Origin of the sequence: Sphingopyxis indica (assembly GCF_900188185.1) — a bacterium.
GTDB classification, from domain to species: domain Bacteria; phylum Pseudomonadota; class Alphaproteobacteria; order Sphingomonadales; family Sphingomonadaceae; genus Sphingopyxis; species Sphingopyxis indica.
On record NZ_FZPA01000021.1, the window covers coordinates 1 to 25,676 of the forward strand.

Annotated in this window: 25 protein-coding genes; 14 read left to right on the forward strand and 11 right to left on the reverse strand. The window is 64.3% G+C overall.

Translation table 11 applies throughout. From position 1 onward, the window contains the following. The coding region (locus CHB69_RS20425; RefSeq protein ID WP_212541950.1) for a hypothetical protein at nt 1-304 on the forward strand (304 nt) is incomplete at its 5' end. 143 nt (nt 305-447) lie between these two features. Here the strand turns inward: CHB69_RS20425 and CHB69_RS18405 are convergent. From CHB69_RS18405 to CHB69_RS18420, 4 genes are all read right to left on the reverse strand, one after another. Further along, nucleotides 448-2,292 carry a M2 family metallopeptidase gene (locus CHB69_RS18405; RefSeq protein ID WP_089217385.1) on the reverse strand — a complete coding sequence of 615 codons (1,845 nt, stop codon included), beginning with the start codon at nt 2,290-2,292 and terminating at the stop codon, nt 448-450. A gap of 76 nt (nt 2,293-2,368) precedes the next feature. Then, complete coding sequence (locus tag CHB69_RS18410) at nt 2,369-3,121, reverse strand: alpha/beta fold hydrolase (RefSeq protein ID WP_089217386.1); 753 nt, start codon at nt 3,119-3,121, stop codon at nt 2,369-2,371. Nucleotides 3,122-3,182: 61 nt separating this feature from the next. Continuing rightward, nucleotides 3,183-4,847 (reverse strand): M28 family metallopeptidase, encoded by a 1,665-nt coding sequence (locus CHB69_RS18415; protein ID WP_089217387.1) that lies wholly within the window; start codon nt 4,845-4,847, stop codon nt 3,183-3,185. Between the two features lie 123 nt (nt 4,848-4,970). Then, nucleotides 4,971-5,618 carry a 2-hydroxychromene-2-carboxylate isomerase gene (locus CHB69_RS18420; RefSeq protein ID WP_089217428.1) on the reverse strand — a complete coding sequence of 216 codons (648 nt, stop codon included), beginning with the start codon at nt 5,616-5,618 and terminating at the stop codon, nt 4,971-4,973. A gap of 122 nt (nt 5,619-5,740) precedes the next feature. On the opposite strand from CHB69_RS18420, the gene CHB69_RS18425 reads away from it, so the two are divergent. The 6 genes from CHB69_RS18425 (at nt 5,741) to CHB69_RS18450 (ending at nt 11,450) form a co-directional block, all read left to right on the forward strand. Beyond that, on the forward strand, nt 5,741-6,199 hold the full coding sequence (locus CHB69_RS18425; protein ID WP_089217388.1) for a MarR family winged helix-turn-helix transcriptional regulator: 459 nt from the start codon (nt 5,741-5,743) through the stop codon (nt 6,197-6,199). Then, a complete protein-coding gene (locus tag CHB69_RS18430) occupies nt 6,199-7,326 on the forward strand; it encodes an HlyD family secretion protein (RefSeq protein ID WP_089217389.1) in 1,128 nt (375 codons plus the stop codon). The genes CHB69_RS18425 and CHB69_RS18430 overlap by 1 nt, the downstream gene beginning before the upstream one ends. 10 nt (nt 7,327-7,336) lie before the next feature. Further along, complete coding sequence (locus tag CHB69_RS18435) at nt 7,337-8,926, forward strand: DHA2 family efflux MFS transporter permease subunit (protein ID WP_089217390.1); 1,590 nt, start codon at nt 7,337-7,339, stop codon at nt 8,924-8,926. A gap of 96 nt (nt 8,927-9,022) precedes the next feature. Next, the gene (locus tag CHB69_RS18440) at nt 9,023-10,543 is read left to right on the forward strand and encodes a PAS domain-containing sensor histidine kinase (protein WP_089217391.1); all 1,521 of its coding nucleotides are present in this window, start codon (nt 9,023-9,025) and stop codon (nt 10,541-10,543) included. Further along, nucleotides 10,533-11,147, forward strand: coding sequence for a response regulator transcription factor (locus CHB69_RS18445; protein ID WP_089217392.1), 615 nt, complete (start codon nt 10,533-10,535; stop codon nt 11,145-11,147). Before CHB69_RS18440 ends, CHB69_RS18445 begins: the two co-directional genes overlap by 11 nt. Before the next feature lie 48 nt (nt 11,148-11,195). Beyond that, on the forward strand, nt 11,196-11,450 hold the full coding sequence (locus CHB69_RS18450; RefSeq protein ID WP_089217393.1) for a response regulator transcription factor: 255 nt from the start codon (nt 11,196-11,198) through the stop codon (nt 11,448-11,450). 3 nt (nt 11,451-11,453) lie between these two features. Here CHB69_RS18450 and CHB69_RS18455 read toward each other — a convergent pair whose 3' ends face one another. Further along, nucleotides 11,454-12,722 (reverse strand): MgtC/SapB family protein, encoded by a 1,269-nt coding sequence (locus tag CHB69_RS18455; protein WP_089217394.1) that lies wholly within the window; start codon nt 12,720-12,722, stop codon nt 11,454-11,456. A gap of 203 nt (nt 12,723-12,925) precedes the next feature. On the opposite strand from CHB69_RS18455, the gene CHB69_RS18460 reads away from it, so the two are divergent. The 4 genes from CHB69_RS18460 to CHB69_RS18475 all read left to right on the forward strand — a co-directional run bounded on the left by CHB69_RS18460 (nt 12,926) and on the right by CHB69_RS18475 (nt 18,156). Beyond that, on the forward strand, nt 12,926-13,606 hold the full coding sequence (locus CHB69_RS18460) for a Crp/Fnr family transcriptional regulator (protein ID WP_089217395.1): 681 nt from the start codon (nt 12,926-12,928) through the stop codon (nt 13,604-13,606). A 568-nt stretch (nt 13,607-14,174) separates the two neighbouring features. Continuing rightward, nucleotides 14,175-16,226, forward strand: coding sequence for a TonB-dependent siderophore receptor (locus CHB69_RS18465; protein WP_089217396.1), 2,052 nt, complete (start codon nt 14,175-14,177; stop codon nt 16,224-16,226). Next, entirely contained in the window at nt 16,223-16,816 is a 594-nt protein-coding gene (locus CHB69_RS18470) for a hypothetical protein (RefSeq protein WP_089217397.1), read from the forward strand. Before CHB69_RS18465 ends, CHB69_RS18470 begins: the two co-directional genes overlap by 4 nt. Further along, complete coding sequence (locus CHB69_RS18475; protein WP_089217398.1) at nt 16,813-18,156, forward strand: PepSY-associated TM helix domain-containing protein; 1,344 nt, start codon at nt 16,813-16,815, stop codon at nt 18,154-18,156. The genes CHB69_RS18470 and CHB69_RS18475 overlap by 4 nt, the downstream gene beginning before the upstream one ends. Before the next feature lie 150 nt (nt 18,157-18,306). Here the strand turns inward: CHB69_RS18475 and CHB69_RS18480 are convergent, their stop codons facing one another. The 3 genes from CHB69_RS18480 to CHB69_RS18490 are packed head-to-tail and all read right to left on the reverse strand — an operon-like array spanning nt 18,307 to nt 20,641. Then, the gene (locus CHB69_RS18480) at nt 18,307-18,948 is read right to left on the reverse strand and encodes a Thoeris type III anti-phage system protein ThcA (protein WP_089217399.1); all 642 of its coding nucleotides are present in this window, start codon (nt 18,946-18,948) and stop codon (nt 18,307-18,309) included. Continuing rightward, nucleotides 18,948-20,114: a Thoeris type III anti-phage system protein ThcB4 gene (locus tag CHB69_RS18485; protein ID WP_089217400.1), complete on the reverse strand. Its 1,167-nt coding sequence runs from the start codon at nt 20,112-20,114 to the stop codon at nt 18,948-18,950. The genes CHB69_RS18480 and CHB69_RS18485 overlap by 1 nt, the downstream gene beginning before the upstream one ends. Before the next feature lie 29 nt (nt 20,115-20,143). Continuing rightward, nucleotides 20,144-20,641: a TIR domain-containing protein gene (locus CHB69_RS18490; RefSeq protein ID WP_089217401.1), complete on the reverse strand. Its 498-nt coding sequence runs from the start codon at nt 20,639-20,641 to the stop codon at nt 20,144-20,146. A 134-nt stretch (nt 20,642-20,775) separates the two neighbouring features. Here CHB69_RS18490 and CHB69_RS18495 point away from each other — a divergent pair, with 134 nt between their 5' ends. After that, the gene (locus CHB69_RS18495; protein WP_089217402.1) at nt 20,776-21,357 is read left to right on the forward strand and encodes a TIR domain-containing protein; all 582 of its coding nucleotides are present in this window, start codon (nt 20,776-20,778) and stop codon (nt 21,355-21,357) included. Nucleotides 21,358-21,369: 12 nt separating this feature from the next. Here CHB69_RS18495 and CHB69_RS20610 read toward each other — a convergent pair whose 3' ends face one another. The 3 genes from CHB69_RS20610 to CHB69_RS18510 are packed head-to-tail and all read right to left on the reverse strand — an operon-like array spanning nt 21,370 to nt 23,909. Continuing rightward, complete coding sequence (locus CHB69_RS20610) at nt 21,370-22,131, reverse strand: TIR domain-containing protein (RefSeq protein ID WP_245836952.1); 762 nt, start codon at nt 22,129-22,131, stop codon at nt 21,370-21,372. Nucleotides 22,132-22,159: 28 nt separating this feature from the next. Continuing rightward, nucleotides 22,160-22,882 (reverse strand): SDR family NAD(P)-dependent oxidoreductase, encoded by a 723-nt coding sequence (locus CHB69_RS18505; RefSeq protein WP_089217403.1) that lies wholly within the window; start codon nt 22,880-22,882, stop codon nt 22,160-22,162. 55 nt (nt 22,883-22,937) lie between these two features. Next, nucleotides 22,938-23,909 (reverse strand): oxidoreductase, encoded by a 972-nt coding sequence (locus tag CHB69_RS18510; protein ID WP_245836953.1) that lies wholly within the window; start codon nt 23,907-23,909, stop codon nt 22,938-22,940. A gap of 245 nt (nt 23,910-24,154) precedes the next feature. Between CHB69_RS18510 and CHB69_RS19910 the strand changes: the two genes are divergently transcribed. Both CHB69_RS19910 and CHB69_RS18515 read left to right on the forward strand, forming a co-directional pair. Further along, nucleotides 24,155-24,439 (forward strand): hypothetical protein, encoded by a 285-nt coding sequence (locus CHB69_RS19910; RefSeq protein WP_141134059.1) that lies wholly within the window; start codon nt 24,155-24,157, stop codon nt 24,437-24,439. Nucleotides 24,440-24,591: 152 nt separating this feature from the next. After that, nucleotides 24,592-25,611 (forward strand): MBL fold metallo-hydrolase, encoded by a 1,020-nt coding sequence (locus CHB69_RS18515; RefSeq protein WP_170935636.1) that lies wholly within the window; start codon nt 24,592-24,594, stop codon nt 25,609-25,611. Nucleotides 25,612-25,676 lie beyond the last annotated feature (65 nt).

Here is a 25,676-nt window from a genome sequence, read left to right on the forward strand (position 1 = left end):
AATACTCCCAGAAAATGCCTCGGCTTCCAAACCCCAGCCGAAGTCTTCATACCGTTGCACTTCAAATGTGAATCCACACCCGGATCAAGTCCGGGATGACGAAAAAGAGCAGGCGAACGTCAGTTCCCCACCCCAAAGCCGCCTTCGCAAAAAACAGCTGTCCTACATTGTCCGGCTGTGCCAGCCTTCGTCTCGGCTCTTTCGACGTGTGGATAAAAACGGTCACGGCCCGGTTGCGGATGCGGGCGGGAGCCGGCGCGGCATGTTCGGCGAACGCCACCCATCGGCGGCTGCACAAGGCTGACCTTTGCTGAACTTTGAAACGACGAGGCGGACCGGCCCGCGATTACCAAAGACGGCGATGGCAACCGGCCACCCCGAAGCTGCCGCTCCATAAAAAAGGGGCCGGGAACACATCCCGGCCCCTTCGTCAAAACCCAAGGCGGCTTACCACCCCGACGGATGCCCCTTATTCTGTTCGTCGAGCCATGTCTTGAGCGGCGCGAAATACTCCATCATCGCCTTGCCCGACATTTCGCGCGTGCCGGTGAAGGCCTGGAGCGCATCGGGCCACGGTTTCGACGCCCCCATTTCGAGCATCGCGTTCAGATTGGCGCCGACCTTCTTGTTGCCATAGAAGGAACAGCGGTGGAGCGGCCCCTTCCACCCCGCCTGCTTGCACGCCGCCTGATAGAATTGGAACTGCAGGATGCGCGCGAGGAAATAGCGCGAATAGGGCGTGTTGCCGGGGATATGATATTTGGCGCCCGGATCGAAGGCGTCGGCGGGGCGCTCGACCGGCGGCGTGATGCCCTGATACTGGCGGCGCAGGTCGGTCCACGCCTTGTTATAGTCCGCGGGCTGGATCGTGCCGTCGAACACGCCCCAGCGCCAGCGGTCGACGAGCAGGCCGAAGGGCAGGAAGGCGACCTTGTCCATCGCCTGCCTGAGCAGCAGCCCGATATCCTTGTCGGCGCCCGGCACCTGCGATTTGTCGAGCAGCCCGATGTCGACCAGATATTGCGGCGTGATCGAGAGCGCGATGAAGTCGCCGATCGCCTCGTGGAAGCCGTCGTTGGCGCCGTTGAGGTAGAGATAGGGCTGCTTGTTATAGGCGCGCTGGTAATAATTGTGGCCGAGTTCGTGGTGAATCGTGACGAAATCGTCGCTGTTCACCTTGATGCACATCTTGATGCGGATGTCGTCCTTGTTGTCAACGTCCCACGCCGAGGCGTGGCACACGACCTCGCGGTCGGCGGGCTTCAGGAACAGGCTGCGCTTCCAGAAGCTGTCGGGAAGCGGCGCGAAGCCGAGCGACGAATAGAAATTCTCGCCCGCCCTGACCATGTCGAGCGGCCCCTTGCCCTTCGCCTTCAAAAGGTCGCCGATGTCATAGCCGAGGTCGCCCGATCCCGCGGGCGCGACGAGCGGATAGATATTGCCCCATTCCTGCGCCCACATATTGCCGAGCAGGTCGGCGCGGATCGGACCGGTCTTCGGCTGCACCGCATCGCCATATTTCTCGTTCAGCTTCCAGCGGACATAGGTGTGGAGCGCCATGTAGAGCGGCTTCACTTCCTGCCACAGCCGTTCGGTGGTCTTGGCGAATTCCTCGGGCGGCATGTCATAGCCCGATCGCCACATCGCGCCGACATCGCTGAAGCCCAGCTCCTTCGCGCCTTCGTTGGCGATGCCGACCATGCGCGCATAATCATCCTTCATCGGCGCGCCGACATTGTCGTGCCAGCTCGCCCACATTTCGGCATATTCGGCGGGCGTATGGTCGAGATTGCCCATTTCGGCCTCGATGTCCGAGCCCGAGATCGGCTTGCCGTCCAGCGTGCCCTTGCCCTTGCCATATTGCGACTGAAGATCGGTCGCGATCGTGTTGAGTTCGGTCGCCGCGCCCGGCGTCGTCGGTGCGGGAAGGACGAGGCCGGTGCGCAAAATGTCGAGCTTGCGCTTCGTGTCGGCGCTGAGCCCCGGCACATTCATATATTTCGCGGCTTCGAGCGCATATTGCACCGATTTTTCGGTGCCGACGGCGTTGATCCGCGCCGCCATCGCGTCGGTGTCGTCGGTGATATAGGTCGCGTTGACCCAGTTCACCTGGCTCGCCTCGACGCTATAGTCGAACAGATCCTTTTCGACGGCGGCGACGAAGGCATCGGCATCGGCGGCGGTCGGCGCGGCCGCGGGCTGGCTGGCGGCGGCGGGTGCGTCCTGCGCGAAGGCGGGGGCGGCGAGCGCAAGCGACATCGCAAGCGACACGGTCGATATCATGGCTTTCATGGGGTGCTGTCCTCTGGGTGTGGGGTGCGCTCTCGGCGGCGCGATGACCCCAGCTTGGCGCGAGCGCGCCACAGGGTCAAGCGGTGAGGAAGGCCGCGATCGCCTCGCCGAGCTCGGGCTCGGTCACGCTCGACATATGCGTGCCGGGGATCGTCCTGAGCCGCGCATCGGGCAGCGCCGCGACCAGTTCCTCGGCCGACCCATTGTCCTGATCCTTGTCGCCGCACACGACGAGCACCGGCATCGTCAGCGCCGCCAGCGCCTCGGGCGGCGTGTCGGTGAAGCTGTCGAGCAGAAGGCCGGCCGCGATGCGGTCGACCTTCATCGTCTTCATGAACTGGATCGACAGCCAGGTGTCGTCGCCGCGCTTCGCGCTGTCATATTCGGCGATGGCGCGCTTGAAGAAGCGGCCGCGCCGCTGCCAGCCGGCGAGCCCCGCGAGCCCCATGCCGCCGAGGATCAGCCGCCGCGGCCGCATTCCGGCGACGACCGCGCGGACGCTGGTGCGCGCGCCGAGCGAGAAACCGCCGAGGTCGAAATCGGCAAGGTCCAGATGCGCGACCAGGTCCTGCAGGTCGTCGACGAGCACATCGGGCGGGTAATGCTCCGCCCCGTGCGGCGCGTCGCTCGACCCGTGGACGCGCAGGTCGGGCATGATGACGCGGTAGCCCGCTTCGGCGATCCGCGCCGCCGTCCCGAACTTGATCCAGTTGACCTCGGCGCTCGAAAACAGGCCATGAAGCAGCACCAGCGGCGCCCCCTCGCCCATTTCGCGCCACGCCAGCCGCACGCCGTCGCGCGCCTCGAAATAATCGGGTTCGATGCTCATGGCCTGATTCCTTACGCGCGCGGCGGCGCCCGGCGCAATGACCGGCGCAGCGCGAGCGCGCTTATTTTCGCGCCGCAGCGCTCCGGTCGCGGATCGCCTTGAACTCGCTTCCCGCTTTCCATTCGGGCCAGCGCGACGAGCGCGCGAGTTCGTCGCCGATCTGGTAGAAGAGGGCGATGTCCTGCACCGCGCCGCCCAGGTTCCAGTCGGGGCTCCAGGCGTCGCACGCCTGATGATAGCATTGGCCGGTATAGGCATCGACCCACGCCTGTCCCGCTTCGCGGCCGCCCTCGACAAGGTCCGACGCGCCGGCGATTCCCATCATCAGCAGGACGGGAACGCCGCGCTTGGCGAGGCTGAAATGGTCGGCGCGAAAGAAGAGGCCGCGCTCGGGCAGGCTTTCCTCCGACACGCTACGCCCCTGCTTCGCGGCGAGCCGCGCGAGATCGTCCTCGAGCGTCCCCTGCCCCTTGCCGACGAGGATGACGTCCTTCGCCGGCCCCGCGGTCTGGAGAATGTCGAGGTCGAGGTTGGCGACGGTCTTTTCGACCGGATAGACGGGGGCGGCGGCATAGGCTTCGGAGCCGAGAAGCCCGCGTTCCTCGGCGGTCCAGAAAGCAAAGACGATGCTGCGATCGGGCGGCGGCGCCGCCTTGAAATTGCGCGCAATCTCCAGCAATCCGGCAACGCCGAGCGCGTCGTCGTTCGCGCCGGCGCGATAGATGCGGCCCTGCGCGTCGGGCGGCCCTTCGCCATAGGCATCCCAATGCGCGCCATATATCACCACTTCGTCCGGCCGCTTGGCGCCCGGGATTTTCGCGAGGACATTCTGGCTCGGCAAGACTTCGTGGCGAACCGGGATAGCCGCAACGAAGGTCGTGCCAAGGTCGACCGGTTTGAAATCGGCGCGCCGTGCTGCCGCGCGCAGCCGGGCAAGGTCCTGCCCTGCGCCCGCGAAGAGCTTTTCGGCCGTCGCGCCCGAAATCCAGCCCTGCAATGCCAGGCTGGTGAGCTGACCGGGCGCGCGGACGATGTCGTAATTTTCGCCGCCCGGGCTTTCGACGACGTTCCAGCCATAGCCCGCCGCCTCGGTCTCGTGAACGATCAGCGCGGCGACCGCGCCGCGGCGGGCGGCCTCCTCGAACTTGTAGGTCCAGCGGCCATAATAGGTCATCGCCCGCCCGCCGAAGCGGCCCGCGACGGCTTCGCCCGGCTGCGCCGCGAAATCGGGATCGTTGACCAGAAAGACCGCGACCTTGCCCTTCAGGTCCTCGCCCTTGAAATCGTCCCAGTCGCGTTCGGGCGCGCTCACGCCATAGCCGACGAACACCAGCGGCGCCTTGTCGACGACCGCGCGGTCGCTCGGGCGAAGCGTCGAGAGATAGATGTCGGTGCCGAAAGTCAGCGGCATTTTCGCGCCTCCGCGCTCGAAGGCGAGCGTGTCGGGCGCGCCGAGCCGCGTGTGAAGCAAAGGCACCGCCTGCGTCCAGCCGCCGCCGGTGCCGCCGGGTTCGAGCCCGAGCGCTTGAAGGCGGCCGATCAGATAGCCGATCGTGCGATCCTCGCCGGCGGTGCCGGGCGCGCGCCCCTGAAACTGGTCGGAGGCGAGCGTGCGGACCGTCTGGACGAGATTATCCGCGTCGATCCCGCCCGCGGCATCGGGCGTCGATTGCGCCGCGGCAGGCGCGGCGAAAGTGGCAAGCAGGGCAGCGAAAGCAAAGCGCATGGACATGAAGCAAGGATTTCCCGGTTGTTGACCGGCCTAGCCTAGAGACATTTGTCCCGCGATTGAAGGCGGTTGCCCGAAAACAGGCGGTCGGCGTGCCCGATTGCTGCCGAGCCGCCGTGCTCAGCGCGGCTTGAGCCCCTTTTGCGCCATGCGCCACTTCGCCATCTCGATCCGGTCCTGACCGAAGAAAGGCTCGCCGTCGAAGACGAGCGTCGGCACGCCCCAATGGCCGGCGATTTCGAGCGCGACCTGGTTCGATGCGATTTCGGTGTCGAGCGCCTCGGCCTCGCGCTCGACTTCGGCATCGAGTTCGGCAAGGTCGAGCCCAGCCCGCCGCGCGGCGCCCGCGAGATGGTCGCCGAGGTGCCAGTTTTCCGCCCCGCCCCAGATCAGCTGCGCGACCTCGTCGCAAAAGGCGAGGCTCTTGCCGCGGCGCGACGCCGCCTGGCCGAGCCGGGTCAGCCGATAGATATAGGGCTGGTCGGCCGCGATCTCGCGCGTCATGACATTCTGCACGATCGGGTCGGGACGCGGCGGGCCGAAGGGGATGCCGTGGAATTGCGCGACGCGGATCATGTCGCGCATCGTATAGCTGAGCCAGTTGGGATGGTTGCGCTCGAAAAAGTCGGGCTGGCGGATCGCGAGCGGATAGACGGGGCGCAGGTTGATCGCGATGTCGTGGCTCGCGCTGAGCGCGCGATAGCGGCCGATCGCCAGATAGCTGTAGGGCGAGCGAAAGGACCAGAACAGATCGGCGGACAGGGTCATTGGCGCCATCCTGCCGAAAACGCGCCGCAATTCAAGCACCCGCGCTGCAATCGCCACCGCAATGGATATTTTGCTGCGACGCAGCATTGTTTATAGTAGCAATTGCTATTATATGCAGCGCCATGAGCGAGACGATCGGCTTCCTCTTGAACGACACCGCGCGGCTGTTCCGCCGCGCCTTCAACGCGCGCACCCGCGACAGCGGGATCACCGCGCTGCAATGGCGGCTGCTCGTCTATCTCAGGCGCCACCAAGGCATCAGGCAGGGTCCGCTCGCCGATCTGATCGAGGTCGAGCCGATCACCCTGTCGCGCATGGTCGACCGGCTTGCGGAGGCGGGACTCGTCGAGCGCCGCGCCGATCCGACCGACCGCCGCGCCTGGCTGCTCTATCTGACGCCGCGCGCCGACGCGCTGCTCGACGGGATGCGCCGCACCACCGACGCGCTCGCCGAGGAAGCGACCGAGGGGCTGAGCGATGCCGAGCGCGCCCAGCTGATCGCGCTTGTCGGCCGCGTCCGCTGCAACCTGTCGCGCCGCGATGCGATCCCCGAATCCGAACGAGAAAAAGAGGCCATATAATGGACCAGCTCTCCCCCGCCCGCCCCGGTGCCGCGACGCGCGCCGAAGAGGTGAAACCGCCCAAGGCGGCGCCGAAGGCCGATCCGGTGCCCGCGCCGGCACCGCCCGCGGCCGCCGAAACCGAAGCCAGGCCGAACTGGCGCACCCGCGCGCTGATGTTCGGCATGCCGCTGGCGCTGGCGCTCGCGGGTGGTGCCTGGTGGCTGCTCAGCGGCGGATCGGTGTCGACCGACAACGCCTATGTCCAGATGGACAAGGTGTCGGTCGCGGCCGAAGTCGGCGGACTGATCACCGAGGTCGCGGTCGACGAAGGCGAGCTCGTCAAGAAGGGTCAGCTGCTCTTTCGTATCGACCCGCAGCCCTATGCGCTGACCGTCGCGCAGGCGAGCGCGGCGATCGCTTCGGCCCGGGTCGATGTCGGCAATCTGAACGCCAGCCTTGCGGCGACCAACGTCGACATCAAGGCGGCCGAGGAGGACATCGCCTTCGCTCAGTCGCGCTTCGAGCGGCAGGCGGCGCTGATGGCCAAGGGCTTCACGACCAAGGCCGATTATGATGCGGCGAAACATGCGGTCGAACAGGCGCGTGCGCGGCTGGGCCAAGCCCGCGCGGACGCCGCCGAAGCGCGCGCCAGGCTGGCGACCGGCGGCAGCGGCACCAACCCCGAGGTCGAAGCCGCGCGGGTCCAGCGCGCGCAGGCCGAGGTCAATCTCGGCCGCACCGAAGTGCGCGCGCCCAGCGGCGGCCGCGTCGCCGAATCGGACCGGCTCCAGATCGGCCAGATGATGGTCGCGGGGCTGCCCGCGGTGACGCTCGTCGATACCGAGCATCCGCGCGTCGAGGCCAATTTCAAGGAAACCGACCTTGCCGACATGTGCGTCGGCCAGCCCGCCGAAATGACCTTCGACGCCTATCCGGGGCTGAAGGTTCGCGGCCATGTCGAGACGATCGGCGCGGGCACCGGCAGCGAGTTTTCGGTCCTGCCGGCACAGAATGCGACCGGCAACTGGGTCAAGGTCACGCAGCGCGTGCCCGTCCGCATCGCCTTCGACGAAGTGCCCTCGCGCGCGATGATCGCGGGGCTGTCGACCGACGTGAAGGTGATCACTTCGGGCGGCTGCAAGTAACGGAGCGGTCATGGCGAGCCGCGCCTTCCCCCGCCGTGCCGCGCCGGCGGCGACGCAGGTCAGCGACGACCGGCCGCTCCACGAGCAGGTCCAGTTTCGCGGGCTGCTCACCGTCGCGGTGATGGGCGCGTCGGTGATGCAGATCCTCGACACGACGATCGCCAACGTCGCGATCCCGCACATGCAGTCGAGCCTCGGCGCGACGAGCGAGACGGTGAACTGGGTGCTGACCAGCTATATCATCGCGACCGCGGTCGCGATGCCGATCACTGGCTGGCTCGCCGACCGCGTCGGGCGGCGCAGGCTGTTCCTCGGCGCGGTGTTCGGCTTCATCCTGGCCTCGATGGCGTGCGGTGCGGCGCAGAATCTCGAGGAAATGGTCCTGTTCCGCTTCCTCCAGGGAATCAGCGCAGCGTTCATCGGCCCATTATCGCAGTCGGTGATGCTCGACATCAATCCGCCCGAGCGCCACGCGCGCGCCATGTCGATCTGGGGCATGGGCATCATGGTCGGGCCGATCCTGGGGCCGATCATCGGCGGCTGGCTGACCGAGAGCGCGAACTGGCGCTGGGTCTTTTACGTCAACCTGCCCGTCGGCGCGGCGACCTTTGCCTTGATGTGGGCGCTGCTGCCCGCGACGGGGCGCAAGAGCCGCAAGTTCGACCTGTTCGGCTTTTCGATGCTCGCGCTCGGCCTCGCCTCGCTGCAATTGATGCTCGACCGCGGCGCACAGGAGGACTGGTTCGACAGCATCGAAATCTGGATCGAGTGCGGCGTGTCGGTCGCTTGTTTGTGGATGTTCGTCATCCACCTGCTTACCGGGCGCAACACGCTGTTCGATCGAAAGATGCTCGCCGACCGCAACCTGCTGACCGCGCTCGGATTCATGGTGGTGATCGGCGTGGTCATGTTCTCGTCGATGGCGCTGCTTCCCCCGATGCTTCAGCGGCTGTTCGACTGGCCGGTGATCGACACCGGCTGGGTGCTCGCGGTGCGCGGCATCGGCATTTTCATCAGCATGGCGATCGCGGGGCGGCTGCTCGGCAAGATCGACGCGCGCTGGCTCGTCGGCAGCGGCCTCGTCATCGCCGCCTATTCGCTGTGGCAGATGAGCCACTGGTCGCTGATGATGGGGGCGTGGCCGGTGGTCGTCAGCGGGCTCGTCCAGGGGCTCGGCATGGGTCTGATCTTCATTCCGCTCAATACCATGGCCTTTGCAACGCTCGGCCCGACGTGGCGCACCGATGGCGCAAGCCTGCTCAACCTGCTGCGCAGCGTCGGCGGGTCGGTCGGCATTTCGGTGGTGACGACGCTGCTCGGAACCAACACGCAGGTCAGCCACGCCGACCTCGCCGCGCATATCACCAGCGGTTCGGTGCCGCTGATCGACCCGTCGACTGCCGACCGGTTCGGCACGCTCGGCGGGGGCGCGCTCGCGATCGTCAATGCCGAGATCAACAAGCAGGCGGCGATGGTCGCCTATATCGACGATTTCTGGGCGATGATGTGGGTGACGCTGATTTCGGTGCCGCTCGTCATCCTGCTCCGCCCGCCCGGAGCGAGTGCGGCAACGGCATCGGCCGCCGACATGGGGCATTAGCCAAAACCCTTGAGCGGCGTGCCGCCGCCCGTGCTATGCGAACGGCATTCAAGGGAGAGCAGATTGCGCCGGCACGATGGCAAAGCCCGTATCGACATGGCACCCGGCGCGGGCGACGGGGCCAGCGAGGAACTCGCGCTGCTGATCGACGGCGCGCAGGGCTATGCGCTCTATCTCCTCGATGCGGCGGGCCGGGTGTCGATCTGGAACCGCGGTGCGCAGCGGCTGCTCGGCTGGACCGAGGATCAGGTCATCGGGCGCGACGCCGCGATCTTCTATCCCGCCGATGCCGTCGAGGCGGGACGGCCCGGCAAAGATCTGGCCGAGGCCGGCCAGAGCGGGAAATTCACTACCGAGGATTGGCGCGTTCGCAAGGATGGGGCCGAATTTCTCGCCGAGGTTTCGATCACCGCGCTGCGCCACGCCGACGGCAGGCTGCGCGGCTTTGCGACGGTCGTGTCCGACATCACCGCCCGGCGTGCGACCGAGGATGCGCTGCGCGCGCAGGAAAGCCATTTGCGCTCGATCCTGTCGACCGTCCCCGACGCGATGGTCGTCATCGACGACCGCGGGCTGATCCTGTCGTTCAGCGCCGCCGCCGAGCGGCTGTTCGGTTATGACGAAGCCGAATTGCTCGGCGCCAATGTCAGCATCCTGATGCCCTCGCCCGACCGCGAGCGCCACGACGGCTATATCCAGCGCTATCTGCGGACGGGCGAAAAGCGGATCATCGGGATCGGCCGCGTCGTGTTCGGCCAGCGCAAGGACGGATCGACCTTTCCGATGGAATTGTCGATCGGCGAGGCGGCGAACGATGCGCATCCGCTGTTCACGGGCTTCATCCGCGACCTCACCGAAAGGCAACAGACCGAAGCGCGGCTCGAATCGTTGCAATCCGAACTCATCCATGTGTCGCGTCTCAGCGCGATGGGGACGATGGCATCGACGCTCGCGCACGAGCTCAACCAGCCGCTCACCGCGGTCGCCAACTATGTCGAGGCGATCCGCGACATGCTCGCCGACCCCGACCCCGACGACATGCCGATGATCCGCGAAGCGCTGGACGACACGGCCAGGGAAGCGCTGCGCGCCGGGCATATCGTGCGCCGGCTGCGCGATTTCGTCGCGCGCGGCGAGGTCGAGAAGACGATCGAGAATCTGCCGGTCCTGATCAACGAGGCGGCGGTGCTCGGCCTGATCGGCGCGCGCGAAAAGGGCGTCGAGCCGCGCTTCGACCTCGACCCCTATGCCTCCCCCGTGCTCGTCGACAAGGTTCAGATCCAGCAGGTGCTGATCAACCTCATCCGCAATGCGGTCGAGGCGATGAGCGATTGCCCGGTGCGCCGGCTGACCGTATCGAGCCGCCCCGACCAGCCGGGTTTCGTCCGGGTGGTCGTCGCCGATACCGGTGCCGGCGTGCCCGCCGACCTTGCCGGACGATTGTTCACCGCCTTCGTCAGCACCAAGGCGGGGGGCATGGGGCTGGGCCTGTCGATCTGCCGCACGATCGTCGAAGCGAACGGCGGCCGCATCTGGATGGAGGCGGGCGACGACGGCGGCACCCAATTTCATTTCACGCTGATGAGCGCGAACGGGGAAGAGCGCGATGACGGATAGGAAGCTGGTTCACATCGTCGACGACGAGGACGCCATTCGCCGGTCGGCGGGGTTCATGCTCAAGACCTCGGGCTATGACGTTCAGACCTGGCCGCACGGCGCGGCCTTTCTGAAGGAGGTTCGCCACGCCCCCGACGGCTGCATCCTGCTCGACGTGCGAATGCCCGAGATGGACGGGCTCGAAGTGCAGCAGGCGCTGCTCGACCGCGGCGTGACGATGCCCGTGATCGTCCTCACCGGCCACGCCGACGTGTCGATCGCAGTGCGCGCGATGAAGGCGGGGGCGGTCGATTTCCTCGAAAAGCCCTTTGAAAAGGCGGTGCTGCTCGGTGCGATCGAGGCGGCTTTCGAGCGGATGAGCGCCGCCGGCAGCGCCGCCCGGCGCGCCGCCGAAGCCAATGTCGTGCTCGGCGTGCTCACCCCGCGCGAGCGCGAAGTGCTCGAAGGGCTGGCGCAGGGCCTGCCGAACAAGACGATCGCCTATGACCTCGGCATCTCGCCGCGCACCGTCGAGGTGCATCGCGCCAATCTGATGGCGAAGCTCGAGGTGCGCAGCCTGTCGGACGCGCTGCGCCTCGCCTTCGCCGCCGGGCTCGGCGCATAGGGAGCAATACGTAGCGACCCTGTCGCCGCGCGCGGTAATAAGGACGGCATGTCAGTCGAACGCCCGCCCGTGAGCCCCCGCGCCTCTCATCCTTCGATCGACGCGCTGACCGAACGCGAGCGCGACGTCGTCGCGGGGCTGCTGCGCGGCCTGACCAACAAGCGGATCGGGGAAGAACTGGGGATCAGCCACCGCACCGTCGAAGTGCATCGCGCGCACGTCATGCGCAAGCTCGGCACGCCGACGCTCGCCGCGCTGTTGACTGCCGTACTGCCCCAGCGAAACAAGCTGTCGGACCGCTGAGCGTCAAAGCAGCAGCGCCGCCGCCAATGTCCCCGCGGCGGCGCTGGCGATCAGCGGCAGCGCGGCGGTCCAGCCGCGGCGCGTGCGCGCAAGCGCCGGCGGAATGATCGCCTTGAGCAAGGTGTTCGCCAGTACCGACGCGGCGATCGCCATCCCCGCGGCGCGCGCACCCAGCACCCCTGCCGGCAGACCGCCGATCGTGATGATCGCCGCATCGACGTCGGCAATTCCCGACAGCGCGAGCAGCGCCGCGATGGCCGTATCGCCGACGCGCTCCATCAACCAGCGCACGAGCAGCGCCATGACCATCACCAGCGCGATCAGACCGAGCGCCGGTCCGAAGTTGAGCGGATTGCGCAATTCCACCGGCGCCGCCGTCGCGCCGTCGCCGCGCCGCGCCGCGAGCAGCGCCCAGCCGGTCGCGGCGAGGCTGACCAGCAGGGCCGGCACGACAATCAGCGCCAGCGACTCGAGCGCGCGCGGCGCGATCAAGGCAACGAGCAGCATCACGCGCAGCTGCATCACGACCGACGCGGCCGCGATGCCGGCGATCAGGATGGGCGCATTTTCGGCTTCGTCGCGCAGGCGGGTCGCGAGCGCGGTCGTCACCGCGGTCGATGATACCATCGCACCGGTCGCCGCCATCGCCAGCGTTCCGCGCGTCGCACCGAAACGCTTGCCGGCGATATAGCCGGCGAAGGAAAAGCCCGAAACGAACACGACGACGAGCCAGAGCTGCCGGGGATTCCACGCATCATAGGGGCCGAGCGCGCGGTCGGGCAGCAGCGGCAGGATCACCGCGGCGATCAGGGCGAAGCGCGCGATCGCCCCGACCTCGGCTTCGGTCAGCGTGCCGACCCAGCGATGCAGTTGCGGCCGCAGCGTGAGGAGCAGCGTCGTCGTCACCGCGGCGATCGACGCGATCCGCGCTTCGCCGCGCGTCGCAAGATAGCCGCAGGCGAGCGCGATCAGCGCCGCGATGCCCGCCGTCCCGCTGACGCTGCCGCGCGTCCGCGCGGTGCGCGCATAGCCGAAGAGGATGAGCAGCGCGGCACCGCCGAGGAGCAGGACGGCGACGGGGCGGTCGATCGGCTCGATCACCCCGGCGATGCCGCCGGTCAGTCCGAGCAGCCCATAGGTGCGGATGCCGGCAAAGCGGCTGCCCGCCGCTTCGTGGCGCAGCGTCCAGCCGCGCTGGACGCCGATCAGCAGCCCGAGGCCGAGCGACAGCGCGAGCTCCGCGAGCAGCGGCACATCGCCGATCGCGCTCATCCTTTCTCCTCTCGCTCGCCGCAGACCAACGGCCTTTTCGTGCGTCCAATCGGCGTCGCGGTCGTTACGCAATTTTCCTTACACGCGGGCAGCCGCGGCGGAGACCCGCTCGCTGCGCCGGCTACGTACTCTTCCCTACTCCCATCGGCGCCCGGCTCGCATAAAAGCAGGCCACAGATATTTGTCCAATCCGGGGTACGCCGATGAGCAATTGCCAGTCCTGTCCGGTGCGCGGCCGCGCGATTTGCGCGAGTCTCGACGGCGACGAACTCGCCGCGTTCAGCCGGATGGCGCGCCATCAGCGCGTGCCGGCGGGCCATACGCTGATCTGGGAGGGCGAAGACGTCCCGCTGATCGCCAATGTGATCGGCGGCGTGCTCAAGCTCGTCGTCGCCGCCGCCGACGGGCGCGAACAGATCGTCGGGCTGGTCTTTCCGTCTGATTTCATCGGCCGGCCGTTCGGCAAGGAAAGCCCCTATCGGGTGACCGCACTGACCGATGCCGAAGTATGCATCTATAACCGCAACAGCTTCGACGCCTTTGCCGCGGCGCACCCGCATCTGCAGCACAAGCTGCTCCGCCGCACGCTCGATGAGCTCGATCGCGCCCGTTATTGGATGCTGCTGCTGGGGCGCAAATCGGCCTCGCAGAAGGTCGCCTCCTTTCTCCTCGAAATGTCGGATCGGCTTGCCCGGCTCGACCGCAAGGAAGCGGGCTTCGAACTCCCCTTCGGCCGGCAACAGATCGCCGACATTCTGGGCCTGACGATCGAGACGACGAGCCGCCAGCTGACGCGCCTGCGCGCCGACGGCATCGTCGACCTCCCGTCGCGCCGCGCGGTCGTCATCCACGACCGCGACGCGATGGAGCGGATGGCGGGCTGACCGGCCCCGCGGCGAAGCATCGCGCCGTCCGCCGCCTACGGGAAAATGCGGATAGGCGATGCCGCTGCAAAGGGTTCAGACAGCAGGCGCCTGGCCGGAGGTCATTGCGTTTTCGAACCTTTGGAGGGGCTTTGTGCGCCGTCGATCGGTTCGCGATCGCAGCCGCCGCCAGCTCCTCGAGCGCGATCCGGACCTCGGCCGGAACGATCGGGGGGGCGGCGGTGCCGCGGGGCGCCTGCGACCCGCTTTCCGCGGCACCGCCTGCCCGGCCCGGGCGCTTCGCGCATAGCGGGCGACACCGCCGCGCCCAGGCGTCGGCCGGATCGTCGACCGCGCCGATGCCGCGCTTTCCCGCGGCCGTGCCAAAACCCGAAGCAGCCGCGGCGGAGCGCTTCGAGGGTCCGGCGAAGTCATATCCGGCGAGAACGATGCAACCGCCCTCGGCGCCGGCGGGCACGGAAACCGACCGGCGGACCGCACCGAAAAAAATTCGAGGAAGTATGTTGCTAATGCGATTGACTCTCATTAGTTGCCCCTCTCCATTGCTTATCCGAATTGGGGGTCTTTCATGAGAGTCGCGCGTTTCACCTTGTTCCTCTGCACGGCGCTCGCGAGCGGCCAGGCGCTGGCCGAAGAGGCTGCATCGGCCGACGAACTGGCTCAGGACCAGATCGTCGTCACCGGCTATGCCGGGACCAAGACCGACACCGCGCTCACCGAACTGCCGCAGCCGGTCAAGGTCATCACCGCCGAACAATATGAGGCGCAGGGCGCGATCAGCATCAGCGACACCGTGAAATATGCCGCCGGCGTCCTCGCCAACCCCTATGGCCGCGACACGCGCGTCGACGGCTTCAACGTGCGCGGCATCGACGCGCTGCAATTCCGCGACGGGATGCGCGACATCTTTTCCTATTACGCCAGCATCACGTCGGACCCCTATAATTTCTCGCGCGTCGAAATCGTCCGCGGCCCCGCCTCGGTGCTCTTCGGCCAGGGCTCGATCGGCGGCATCGTCAACCTCGTCTCCAAGACCCCCGATTTCGTCACGCACGGCGAGGTCAGCGCCGTCTATGGCAGCTACGACCGCAAGGAATTGCTGGCCGACGTCAACTATGCCGTGTCGGATACGCTGGCAGTGCGCGGGGTCGGCCGGCTGCGCGACGCCGACACCTATGTCGACCATGTTCCCGACGATCGCGTGATGTTCGCGCCGTCGATCCGCTGGCAGCCGACCCCCGACACCGACGTCGTGCTGACCGGTCTCTATCAGGAGGACGACGGCGGCTCGACCTCGCAATTCCTGCCGATCGTCGGCACCTTCAAGCCCAACCCCGGCGCGCCGGGGCCGCTCGACCGCTTCACCTTCGTCGGCAAGCCCGGCTGGGATCGCTATGCGGGCCGTTCGCTGCAAGGGATGGGCAGCGTCACCCACGACTTTTCGGACGCGGTGCGGCTCAGTCTCAAGGCGCGCTATATCGACAGCGACCTCGAATATTTCACCCATTATACGAACAGCTACAGCAATCCGACCGATCCCTATGGCCCCGACCATCGCACGATCGGCCTCTATGCCGACGCCAGCGACGCGCGGATGAACGTCTTTTCGACCGACAATAATCTGCAGTTCAACTTCAACACCGGCGCCAATATCGAGCACAAGCTGCTCGTCGGCCTCGACTATAGCTGGAACAAGGTCGGCAAGCGCTATGATGGCGGACTGGAGACCATCGACCTCTACGACATCGACTATGACGCGCTGCTGACCTATGATCCGTCGGGCCCCTTCGACGAAGAGTCGCAAAAGCAGCTCGGCATCTATGTCCAGGACCAGATCCGCTTCTTCGACCGCGTCTCGGTCGTGCTCGGCGCGCGGCGCGACCGGGTCACGGGCTCGTCGGGACAGAAGGACAATGCGACCACCTTCCGCGCCGGCATCATCGGCGAGATCGGCGCGGGGCTGTCGCCCTTCTTCAGCTACACCGAAAGCTTCCTGCCGATCGCCGGCTCGCTGACCGATGTCGACGGCACCATTGGCGACCCCTTCAAGCCGCAGACCGGCAAGCAGTTCGAAGCGGGCATCAAGTGGCAGCCCGATCCGGGCACGCTGGTCACGATCACCGCCTTCCACATCAAGGAACGCAACCGCGTTCTCTATGGCGAGGGCAGCTCGACCACCCAGTCGGGCGAGCTCACGACCAAGGGCATCGAGTTCGAGGCGAGCCACACGCTGCCCGGCAATTTCGAGCTGCTGGTCAACTATGGCTATAACAAGCTCAAGTCGGAGACGAACACCGATCTCGACTATCTGCCGCGCCACATCGCCTCGATCTGGTCGACCAAAAGTTTCGGCCTGCCGGGTGAGGCACAGCTGCGCCTCGGCGCCGGCGTTGTGTATAACGGCAAGCGCCGGTCGGACGGTCCGGCGTGGAACATCACGACGCCGAGCAACACAACGGTCGACGCACTCGCCGAGATCAGCTGGGACGACTGGCGCTTCGCCGTCAACGCGACCAACCTCTTCGGCAACGACTATTACGCCTCCTGCCTCGCGCGCGGCGACTGCTTCATGGGCGCGCCGCGCAACGTGATGGCGACCGTCGGCTACCGCTTCCGGTGAGCACCGCCTCGCCCCTCGTCTGGTTCGGGTCGGCGGCGGCGGTCGCGGCGATCCTGCTGCTCCGCCGCGCCTGGGGCCTGCCGAGGCGGTCGGCGGCGCAGAATGGCGCGGCGTGGGCGCTGCTGCTCGTCGCGGCCGCGCTCGGTATCGCCGGCAATGGCGCGTGGGGCGCCGCGATCGTGTCGCTCTTCGCGATGGGCACCGCGGCGCTGTTCCTCGCGCACGCCGCGGCGACCGCGCGCGCGGGCAAGGCGCGCGCCTCCGACCGCAAGGCGCATATCCTTCCCGAAGCGGGCGAGCCGCGCCGCATCGGCCGCCGCCTCGCCACTTTCGCGATCACCGTGCCGCTCGCGCTGATCGCGTCGCTGCTCGTCGCGCTCGGCGCGCGGGCGCTGGCGGCGCTCGCCGGCTGGGCCGACGCCGACAGCAACGCCCTCGCGCTGCTGTTGCTGCCGCTCGTCTGGGGAATGCTCGCCTTCGTGCTGCTGATGCTGCCAAGCCGCCGCGCGCAATTCGTCTGGCTCGCGCTTCCCGCGGCGGCGAGCCTCGGCCTGATCTGGGGCCTGATCTGGATCGGAGGCGCAGCATGACCCAGCCCATCGCCAAGACCACCGTCCAGCGCGCGCTCCACGCGCACGCCGCGATCGGCCTCATCGCCTCGGCGCTCCTCTATCTCGTCTGCCTGACCGGCACGGTCGTCGTTCTCTATCAGGAATGGCAGCGCATCGAGCAGCCGGACGCACCCGAAATGCTGACGATCGCGCCCGACGCGGTGCAAAAAGCCGCCGCCGCGGTGCTCGCGAGCGAAAAGGGCAAGCCCGGCACGACGCACCTCTATGTCCATATGCCGGTCCCCGGCCTGCCGCGCACGACGATCACCACCGACAGCCAGGCGGTCCATGCGAACGCCGACGGCACGATCGCCGGCCCCGAGGAAAACGCCTGGTCCGAATTCCTGCTCGCCGCCCATTATGCGCTCAACATTCCGGGGCTCGTCGGCATGACGATCGTCGGCATTCTGGGCGTGATGATCGTCGCGCTGTCGTTGTCGGGCGTGATCGCGCACCCGCGCATCTTTCGCGACGCCTTTCGCCTCCGTGCCCGCGACAATCAGGGCGTCGGCCTTGCCGACTGGCACAACCGGCTGAGCGTCTGGAGCCTGCCCTTCGCGCTCGCGATCGCGCTCACCGGCGCGATGATCGGCCTCGGCTCGGTCGGCGCCTACGGCCTCGCCACCGTCTTCTATAAGGGCGACGTCGAGGCGGCCTATGCCCCTATCTTCGGCGATGAGCCCCCCCCCGACGCGGCGCCCGCGCCGCTCGCCGACATCGCCGGGCCGCTCGCCTGGATCGCCGCGGAGCATCCTGCGGTTCGCCCGACCTATGTCATCGTCCACGATCCGCAAACGCGCGGCCAGCACGTCCAGATCATCGCCGAACATCCGCAGCGGCTGATCTATGGCGAAACCTATAATTTCGCCGCCGACGGCCGGTTCGAAGGCAGCACCGGCCTTTCCGACGGCCACCTCGGGCAGCAGCTCGCGGCCTCGACCTATAATCTCCACTTCGGCAATTATGGCGGCCTGCCGGTCAAGCTCGCCTATATCGTCTTCGGCCTCGCGCTCACCGTCGTCGTCGCGACCGGCACCTCGATCTGGCTCGGCAAGCGCGAACGGCGCGGCCTTCGCGAACCGCGGCTGCGCAGCCTGTGGGACGCGGTGCTGTGGGGCGTGCCCCTCGCGCTCGCGCTCACCTTCCTCGTGCGCCTGTTCGCGGGCAACGGCGCGCCGCTGGCGGCGCTGTTCTGGACGCTCGCCGCCCTGATCCCGCTCGCCGCCGCAATCCGACCCCTTCCGCGCCCCAAGCCCTATCTCAAGGCCGCGCTCGGCGCCGCGCTGATCGCCTGCCTGCTGACCGTGCTGCTGCGATAGCGCCAGCCTCCCCCGAACCGCGGTGCTGCCCGGCCGGGGTGCCCGCAAGACTGCGGATGAGAAGGAAATGGTGCGCCGCGCCGGGTGAAGATGAGAACTACGTCTACGCTATAGCCCTCTAGAATAAGTATCGGAGATAGGCAGAAGCAGCTATTGCCGCCATAGCCTATCGGCAATCGAAGCTGGCTGAGCTTCGGGCGTCTGGTACCGGTTTTCCTTAACCGAAATGCCGAGATGTCGGTGGAAGAGCGCGATGTAATCCATGTTGGTGGCTAGGTCCGTGGAAACGGTCCCTATACGCTGGGCCAAATCGAGAGTTGCCCCTCCCGCAGAGATGACCGGGATCTTGATGGCGGCAGGGTGCATCTTTTCCAATAGGTCAAATTCATCAATTATACCCTTCATTCCGCCAATAAATACGGCGGCTGTAAAGTTGTAATCGCTGAACATGCGCTCGCGCATCAGCAGCAAGCTTCGTTCTCGATCACCAAGATCTTCAGTATATTCCACATTGGAGAACCGTTTGTTGTCCTCTGGGAACTCATCTTTGAAATGTTTGCTCTGGTAAAGCCTGACCCAGCGGCCATAGTCGACACCCAAACCTTCGGCAACAAACCATATCATCGGAGTAATTGCGGGTTGTCCGCCCCAGACGAGTAGACGTCGCCCCAAGGTTACATGGACGAGGGCGGAGACCGCAGCCGCAATCGCCACGGTATCCGCAGTCTTGGCGTATTCCGGTCCCCTGCGCGGATCGGGAACGCCGGCGGAGAGGAAAATCGCGTCCGTCATTACGCAGCCGCCTCCCACCCTGAAAGAGCCCATGCAGCTTCGGCAATCTTCACTGCGCGGACGGTCTTTATGTGTTCATCCAACCAGTTCAGGTGCGCTATCCACTTTTCTCGAATGCCGACGTGATCATATACGAGTATCGGCATGCCTCCCTGATCGGCCAGACGTGCTTTTTCAGCGATGTCGTTGAGGAGTTCGGCCGTCGGGATTCCAACGATGGGATAGGCCCAAAGCTTTGTATCGTCGGGTAGACGCAGGGCGATAGAACGGTGTGCGCCGACACCTTCGACGGTGCCGCCTATCCTTTCCACCTCCGCACGGAGGCGGCCGGTAATCGACATGAAACGGGACGCGATGCTGCGGCTTCGCAACCCCTCGACGGCAAGAACGATCTGATCTGCGACTTGATCGATGATAGGGCCGTCTCCGCCACTGAGTTCCGAGCGGTCGAGATAAATGGTCTCCGAAAAATCCGTCTGTCTGTTCGGCGTGTGCTCGGGCCAAACCACCCGTAGAACATGGATCTCTTTCGCTCGGGCACGGCCAATTTCCTGGCGTGTCCATTTGCTGTCGAAGTAGGTCGGCGTATCCAGCATGACCATGACGTCGGAATCGCAGAGCCGATGCCAGAGGACCTCCTGAAACGGCTCTCCGGGCCGAATGTCGTGCGTATCCAGGAACACGTCGAAGCCACGGCTCCCAAGAAGGTCGTGAAGCTGGATTGCCGCGCTCCGAGACTCGACGCGGCGGTAACTCACGAACACGCGACGCTGCTGACGCAGGAGTCCAACGCATTCCAGGAGGCAGGACGCCAGTTCTCGCATTTCGGCGTCGTCTGCCCGTCTGCGAAGTCCGTTTGCTCCTTGAATGGCCTTCGGTATCAGGACACCAAAATCGCCATCGGAGGGAATCGTGGGAATTACAGGAACGCTATCTCGAAGCGCTCGGGCAGCTATGTCGGTGTGATGCTGATCGGGCGATCCCAAGTAGGCGACGGCACACGCAGCATGCCGATCACGATCGTTGAAATCCTCTCCTGACCGGATGATAACGTCCCTGCCAATCTGGAGGCCGAATTCCTCGATGGCCTTGGAGATAGTGGCAACAAGAGGCGTCTCGACATCGGGATCGGGGCGGCCAAGCAGACCAATCTCATATACGCTCATTAACGCCTCTCGGAACGATCTTGCCCAGATCAGTTGTTGTTTCGAATATTTATGGCTTCTTCGATCCAGTTCTCGATGTTGTTGGTAATGGACGCGTATGCCGATTTGCTGTCTGCCCCAGCGGGGGTTTTCAATGGTGCAACCTCAGCCAATGTACGATTGGTTCCAGTGAACGTAACTTTGCTGAACGGGTTGGCCCCCTGAGCGGATGGCCGACCGCTATTGTCGAGTAGCTTGTCGATCCTGATGCCAAGGATGCCTCGCTTGTCGTTCCAGCCCTTGGAGATTTCATGAATGATCCAAGGCCTGCTGGCCGTCTCGGCGCCCACCAACACCACGACACAGGATTTGCCGTGCATTTGGTCAGCGATCCACTTCTCGATCGCGGCGTCACCGTTGCGCTTGACCTGCTCCCAATCGTTGGCAGAATACAGAGACTGCCCTTCCAGCGCATTGATATTCCGTATTTGCTGGGTGCGCCAAAAGTCATTGGCGAAATGAAAACTGAAAAAGACTTTCCGCGCCATAACCCCTCCCAAAAGCGTCGACCAAGAGATCGCAAAAGGTTGGATGGCTTAGCTGCCTGACCCCGTTGCGACGATTCGATTCCTGTTACAATTATCGTAACACCCAATCGTTATATTAGGAAGTCTGCGGGCAGATGGCCTACCTCACCGAATCGCAAGTTCGCGACAAAGTAAAAAACATACCGCCGGAGCATTATAATCTCCATCTTGCTATCCATTCAGCCATATCGGCACTGAAGGACTCTTTCGATATTTTCCTTTCCCATGCAATGCGTGATGCAGGGATAATATTAGGCATAAAGCAGATTTTGGAGTCATCCGGAAAGACAGTTTATATTGATTGGTTGGACGATCCCGACCTTAATCGGGAGAGCGTCAGTGGGAAAACCGCAGAGAAACTTCGTGTCCGGATGAGACAATGCGGTTCTCTCTTTTATGTCTATTCGCAAAGCTCTCAACGGTCGCGTTGGATGCCGTGGGAGCTGGGCTATTTCGACGGTGTCAGCGGTAACGTCGCTATTCTGCCAATCTTCCCTGACGGCGGTACGCTGGAGTTCGAGAACGAGGAATACCTTCAAATCTACCCGAAAGTCGATTTCACCAGCATATCCCACAAGCCAGCCATATTCGTGAACCGGTCAAAGTCGGCTGGGTATGGGGATTTTAAAACGTTCGACGATTGGCGCAGCGGAAGCGACAAGCTTAGACCTGCATGATTGGTGATGGATTCATGCCCCTGCCAGCCATTTGCTCAATTCCGTAGCTACGTTCCGCTTCTCGTCGATCACCATCCACACCTTCTTCTGGTATCCTTGGAGATCACCCCAGACAATTCGGCGATACAATCCGAGGTATTCCCACGAAGCCCATGCCTTCTCGTGACTGGTATCAGCCGCCGGAAAAAGGGCAATCTTCTCGATCCCTTTGTTCCCATCTGCAATCCCCAGTTCCCACGGCACCCAACGGCTCTCTTTACTGTTGGGACTAGCGAGGAGAACGAAACGCTTTGTTTGCCCGATCCGCTTTTTGAGGAGGCTTGCGGTCTCATCGGTCGTGTAGGGCGGCATCTCGGGGTCGACCTCGTCGATATAGACTTTTGCTCCGTGGCCTTCGAGAACCCTGACGGCACCAACAACAAGATCCTGATCCTTGCTGGAATGGGAAAGGAACGTCGCCCCATTCGGATCATTGGACGCAGCGCGCTTACGGATGCTCGCCTGGTCCGCAAAAGAAATATCAGAAGCGTAGCCGCGCAGCTCCCCTCTGGTAATATAGGCGAGGTCGGACAGGGCGACACTGAACCGCCAGAGAATCGTGACGGCAGCCAGCGGCTTCAGAACGGCCAGGATCGGCACGAGATAGGGCGGGTATCCGAGCGTTGGGTAGATGGCCTGCACGCCCGCCATGTCGGAGAGATAATACGCACCGCCTGCAAGATACATGAGGGCAAGCAGGGCCGTGGCGATCCAGTAAATCCGCTTGAGTTGCATCGGGTGTTGTTTCCCTGTTGGCAAATCGTCAGTGTGCAGGCATTTGCGGAAGGATCGCCTCAACCCGGTCGCGCTTGGTGACGAGCGACCAGATCTCCTCGGCCACCACATCGGGATCGATCACCGGCGCCCTCGGGTCAAGCTCATGGCCACCTGCCGTCGCGGCGCGCATGCCGGCCGAACGGTCGAGGAACGCTCCGATGGACATCGTCCCGGCATAGACACCCTTTTGCGCGACTTCCGCGTTCAGCGTGAAGATGTAGTTGCGCGCTGCTGCCATCGCCGGACCAACGCCGCTCATCCCCGGCATGGTTACCGATGCCGTCAGGCCGTTGACCACCACGATGGCCCCATCGCCGCGCGCCAGCATGTCGGGCAGCACCGCATGCGAAAGCTCGATCGGCGAGAATGCGAAGTAGTCAGCCAGCGGCCGGAACGTCGCCGCATCGAGTTCAACTGCGGGGACGAACCCGACACCGCCGAGGGGCTGATGGATCGCGACGTCGATCGCGCCGAACCGCTCCTCGATCGCCCGCACCAGCGCGGGGATAGCACCAAGGTCGGTGAGATCGGCCGTGAACGCGACGGCTTCGATACCGGCGTTTGCGAGTTCGGCGACGCGCTCTTCGAGCGGACCGGCACGGCGCGCGACGAGCGCTATGCGATATCCTTCGCGCCCGAACCGATTGGCGAGGGAAGCTCCGAGACCGCTGCCGGCGCCGAAAATTGCGATTGTCTTCTTGTCAGTCATAATTGCGCTCCAAGGGTTGTATGTTTTGATGGGATGACGAGGCGCCGCTCCGGTTTCAGCTTGCGGGCGCCAAGTCAGGGTCGATGCCGGTCATTTCGATAGAGACGTCCCATAGCCGACGGGCGAGTTGAGGGTTGCGCGCGTCATCGGACGGGGTGCACTCGAAAGAGGGGCCGCGCAGTTCGGCAAAGGCTGTGGGGCCGTAATATCCGCCGGGCTTCACATTGCCGGTTGCCGCCTGCAAGGTGGGCCAGGCGCCCATGGCGGGCGTATTGAAGAGCAAACCGCCCACGCCAACAGCGAGCCTGCCCGCCAGGCTCGCTCTCCCGAAATTGGTTCGAGCGAAGCCGGGATGGCAGCCGACGGTGGTAACGGGCATCTCAGCCGCCTGCAGCCGCCGGTTCAATTCGAGCATGAAGAGCAGGTTTGCAAGCTTGCTGGCGCCATAGCGTGATAACCAGTTATAGTTCTTCTCGGCATTGAGATCGTCCCATTCGATCTTCGCGCCCTTGTGTTGCCCGCTGCTGGTGATGACGATCCGCGATCCCGGCGTTTCGCGCAGCTTGGGCAGCATCAGGGCGGTCAAGGCGAAGCTGCCGAGATGGTTGACGCCGAACAGGAGTTCGAACCCCTGCCTTGTGGTCTGGCGCGTCGGCACCGTTACGCCGGCATTGTTGATCAGCACGTCGATGCGCGGCTCCTTGGCGGCAACTTCAGCCGCTTTGCGCACACTCGCCAGATCCGCCAGGTCGAGCGGCAGGAAAGCGAGATCAGCGCCGCTGCTCCTCTGCCGAATTTTGTCCATGGCGGCCCTCGCCTTTGATTCGTCACGGCAAGCAAGCAGCACCCGCGCCCGCCGCGCCGCCAGGGCGCTCGCCACTTCGAAGCCGACGCCCGAGTTGGCACCTGTGACGATGAGGCATTTGCCCGACTGGTCCGGCACATCGGCCGCCGTAAATCCCGCTCTGGATGGCACGAATATCTCCTTGTTCTGAACGCGCGCTTCTAGTCCGCCGATCCTGAACACTACGCAGAACTCGTTCAGTCACTCTCGAAGCGGAGGGTCACGGTCGTAGTATCGCTTGCCGACGTACTTGACATTTAGTGATATTGTGTCAAGTTGTCAATTGTGTCTGGCGCCCCGTCACGTCTTTGAGGCGCCATGCACGATTGGACCGTGGTCACTGATCGGGCCGGCTTGTCGCCGTCGTGATCTGGCAAAGCTGGCGGGACTTGGTTGGATCCGCCGGAACAGGCGCGTGGGAGCTGAGAATGACTGAGGACAGTTTGCGGCGGGCATTGCAGGCGCTCGCCTTGATTGCCGCCGATGACGTGGAAGGCGGCCACAAGTTAGTCCGGGACGACAGTTCGCGCGTGTGCGCCTGGGTGCATGCGCATGTGCATCGAATCCAAGGTGATCCTTTCGGCGCTCTCTATTTCTACCTTCGAGCCCGCAAACCTATAGGGAGAGGCGCACACGAATTGGAACGGCGTGCGATCGAGGCGGCGCTGACGAGCCTGCTGAAAAAACCTGACGATGCGCGGGCTGCGGGATGAGCAGCACTTGCCGCTTCCGTTTTCCGCCAGGTGGAGGAGGCAGTGGTGCTACCTTGGCCCCAAACGTCGCCGTGAGCGATGATGTCCTAATCCCCTTCAAGACCACAAGCAGAATGCAGTTTAAGTTCATTAGAAATGTGATTTCTATTCTTATGGCCGTCGCAGTCTCAAGCTGCACCGATAAAAACCTGTACTACAATCCTGATAAGGCGCACCACACACCGACTGGCTTCCAGAATATCAATGGCAAGCTGGAAAATTCGTTTTCCCGCGTGGCACAGTGGAAATGGCAGGCTCTTTTTAAAGAGATCAGAAATGCCGACGCCTACGATTTCCCTCTATTGGCGCCGGATCAGAAAAAAATCCGGGATCCTCAGGCCGGGATTCAGGCGACCTGGATCGGCCAAGCCACATTGCTTGTACAAATGGAAGGTCTAAATATCCTCACGGATCCCCATTTTACGGAACGGGCTTCGCCCTTTTCATGGATGGGCCCGAAACGGACGGTTCGGCCGGCCCTTTCCGTGGAACAACTGCCGAAAATTGATCTGGTTTTGATTTCTCACGACCATTACGACCACCTTGACCGAGAAACCATTCACCTTCTTTTGGAAAAGCAGCCGCAGATACAATATTATGCGCCGCTCGGGATTGGCCGATGGCTGATTCAAGAGGGGGTGAGTGCGAAGAATGTCGCGGAGCTGGACTGGTGGGATGAAGCCGCGTTCCAAAACATGAAGGTCGTCGCGACTCCCTTGCAACACTGGGGCCGCCGATCACCTCTCGACACAAACGTCAGATTATGGAGCGGTTGGATCGTCGCGGGGGAGAGCCATCGTTTTGTGTTCATCGGCGATACCGGCTACGACAAGTCGCACTTCGCCGAGATTGGGCGTCGCTATGGCCCCTTTGATCTGGCGGCGATTCCCATAGGCGCGTACGAACCGCGCTGGTTCATGAAAGATCAGCATGTGAATCCTGAAGAGGCCGTGCTGATCCATGGGGATATCCAGTCGAAGCTTTCCATCGGAATTCACTGGGGCACATTCGTTCTCACCGATGAGGACCTCACGCAGCCGCCAAAGGATCTTGCCGCCGCTCTGGACGAAAAGAAAATCCCGCACGACGCGTTTCAGATCCTGACACATGGTGGAATGCTGGAAATCCCATAAACCGAATGGAAGAGACGTGACCATGCCGTTCATTTTCTGGAAGACGAGCCTGCTGAAGAAACCTG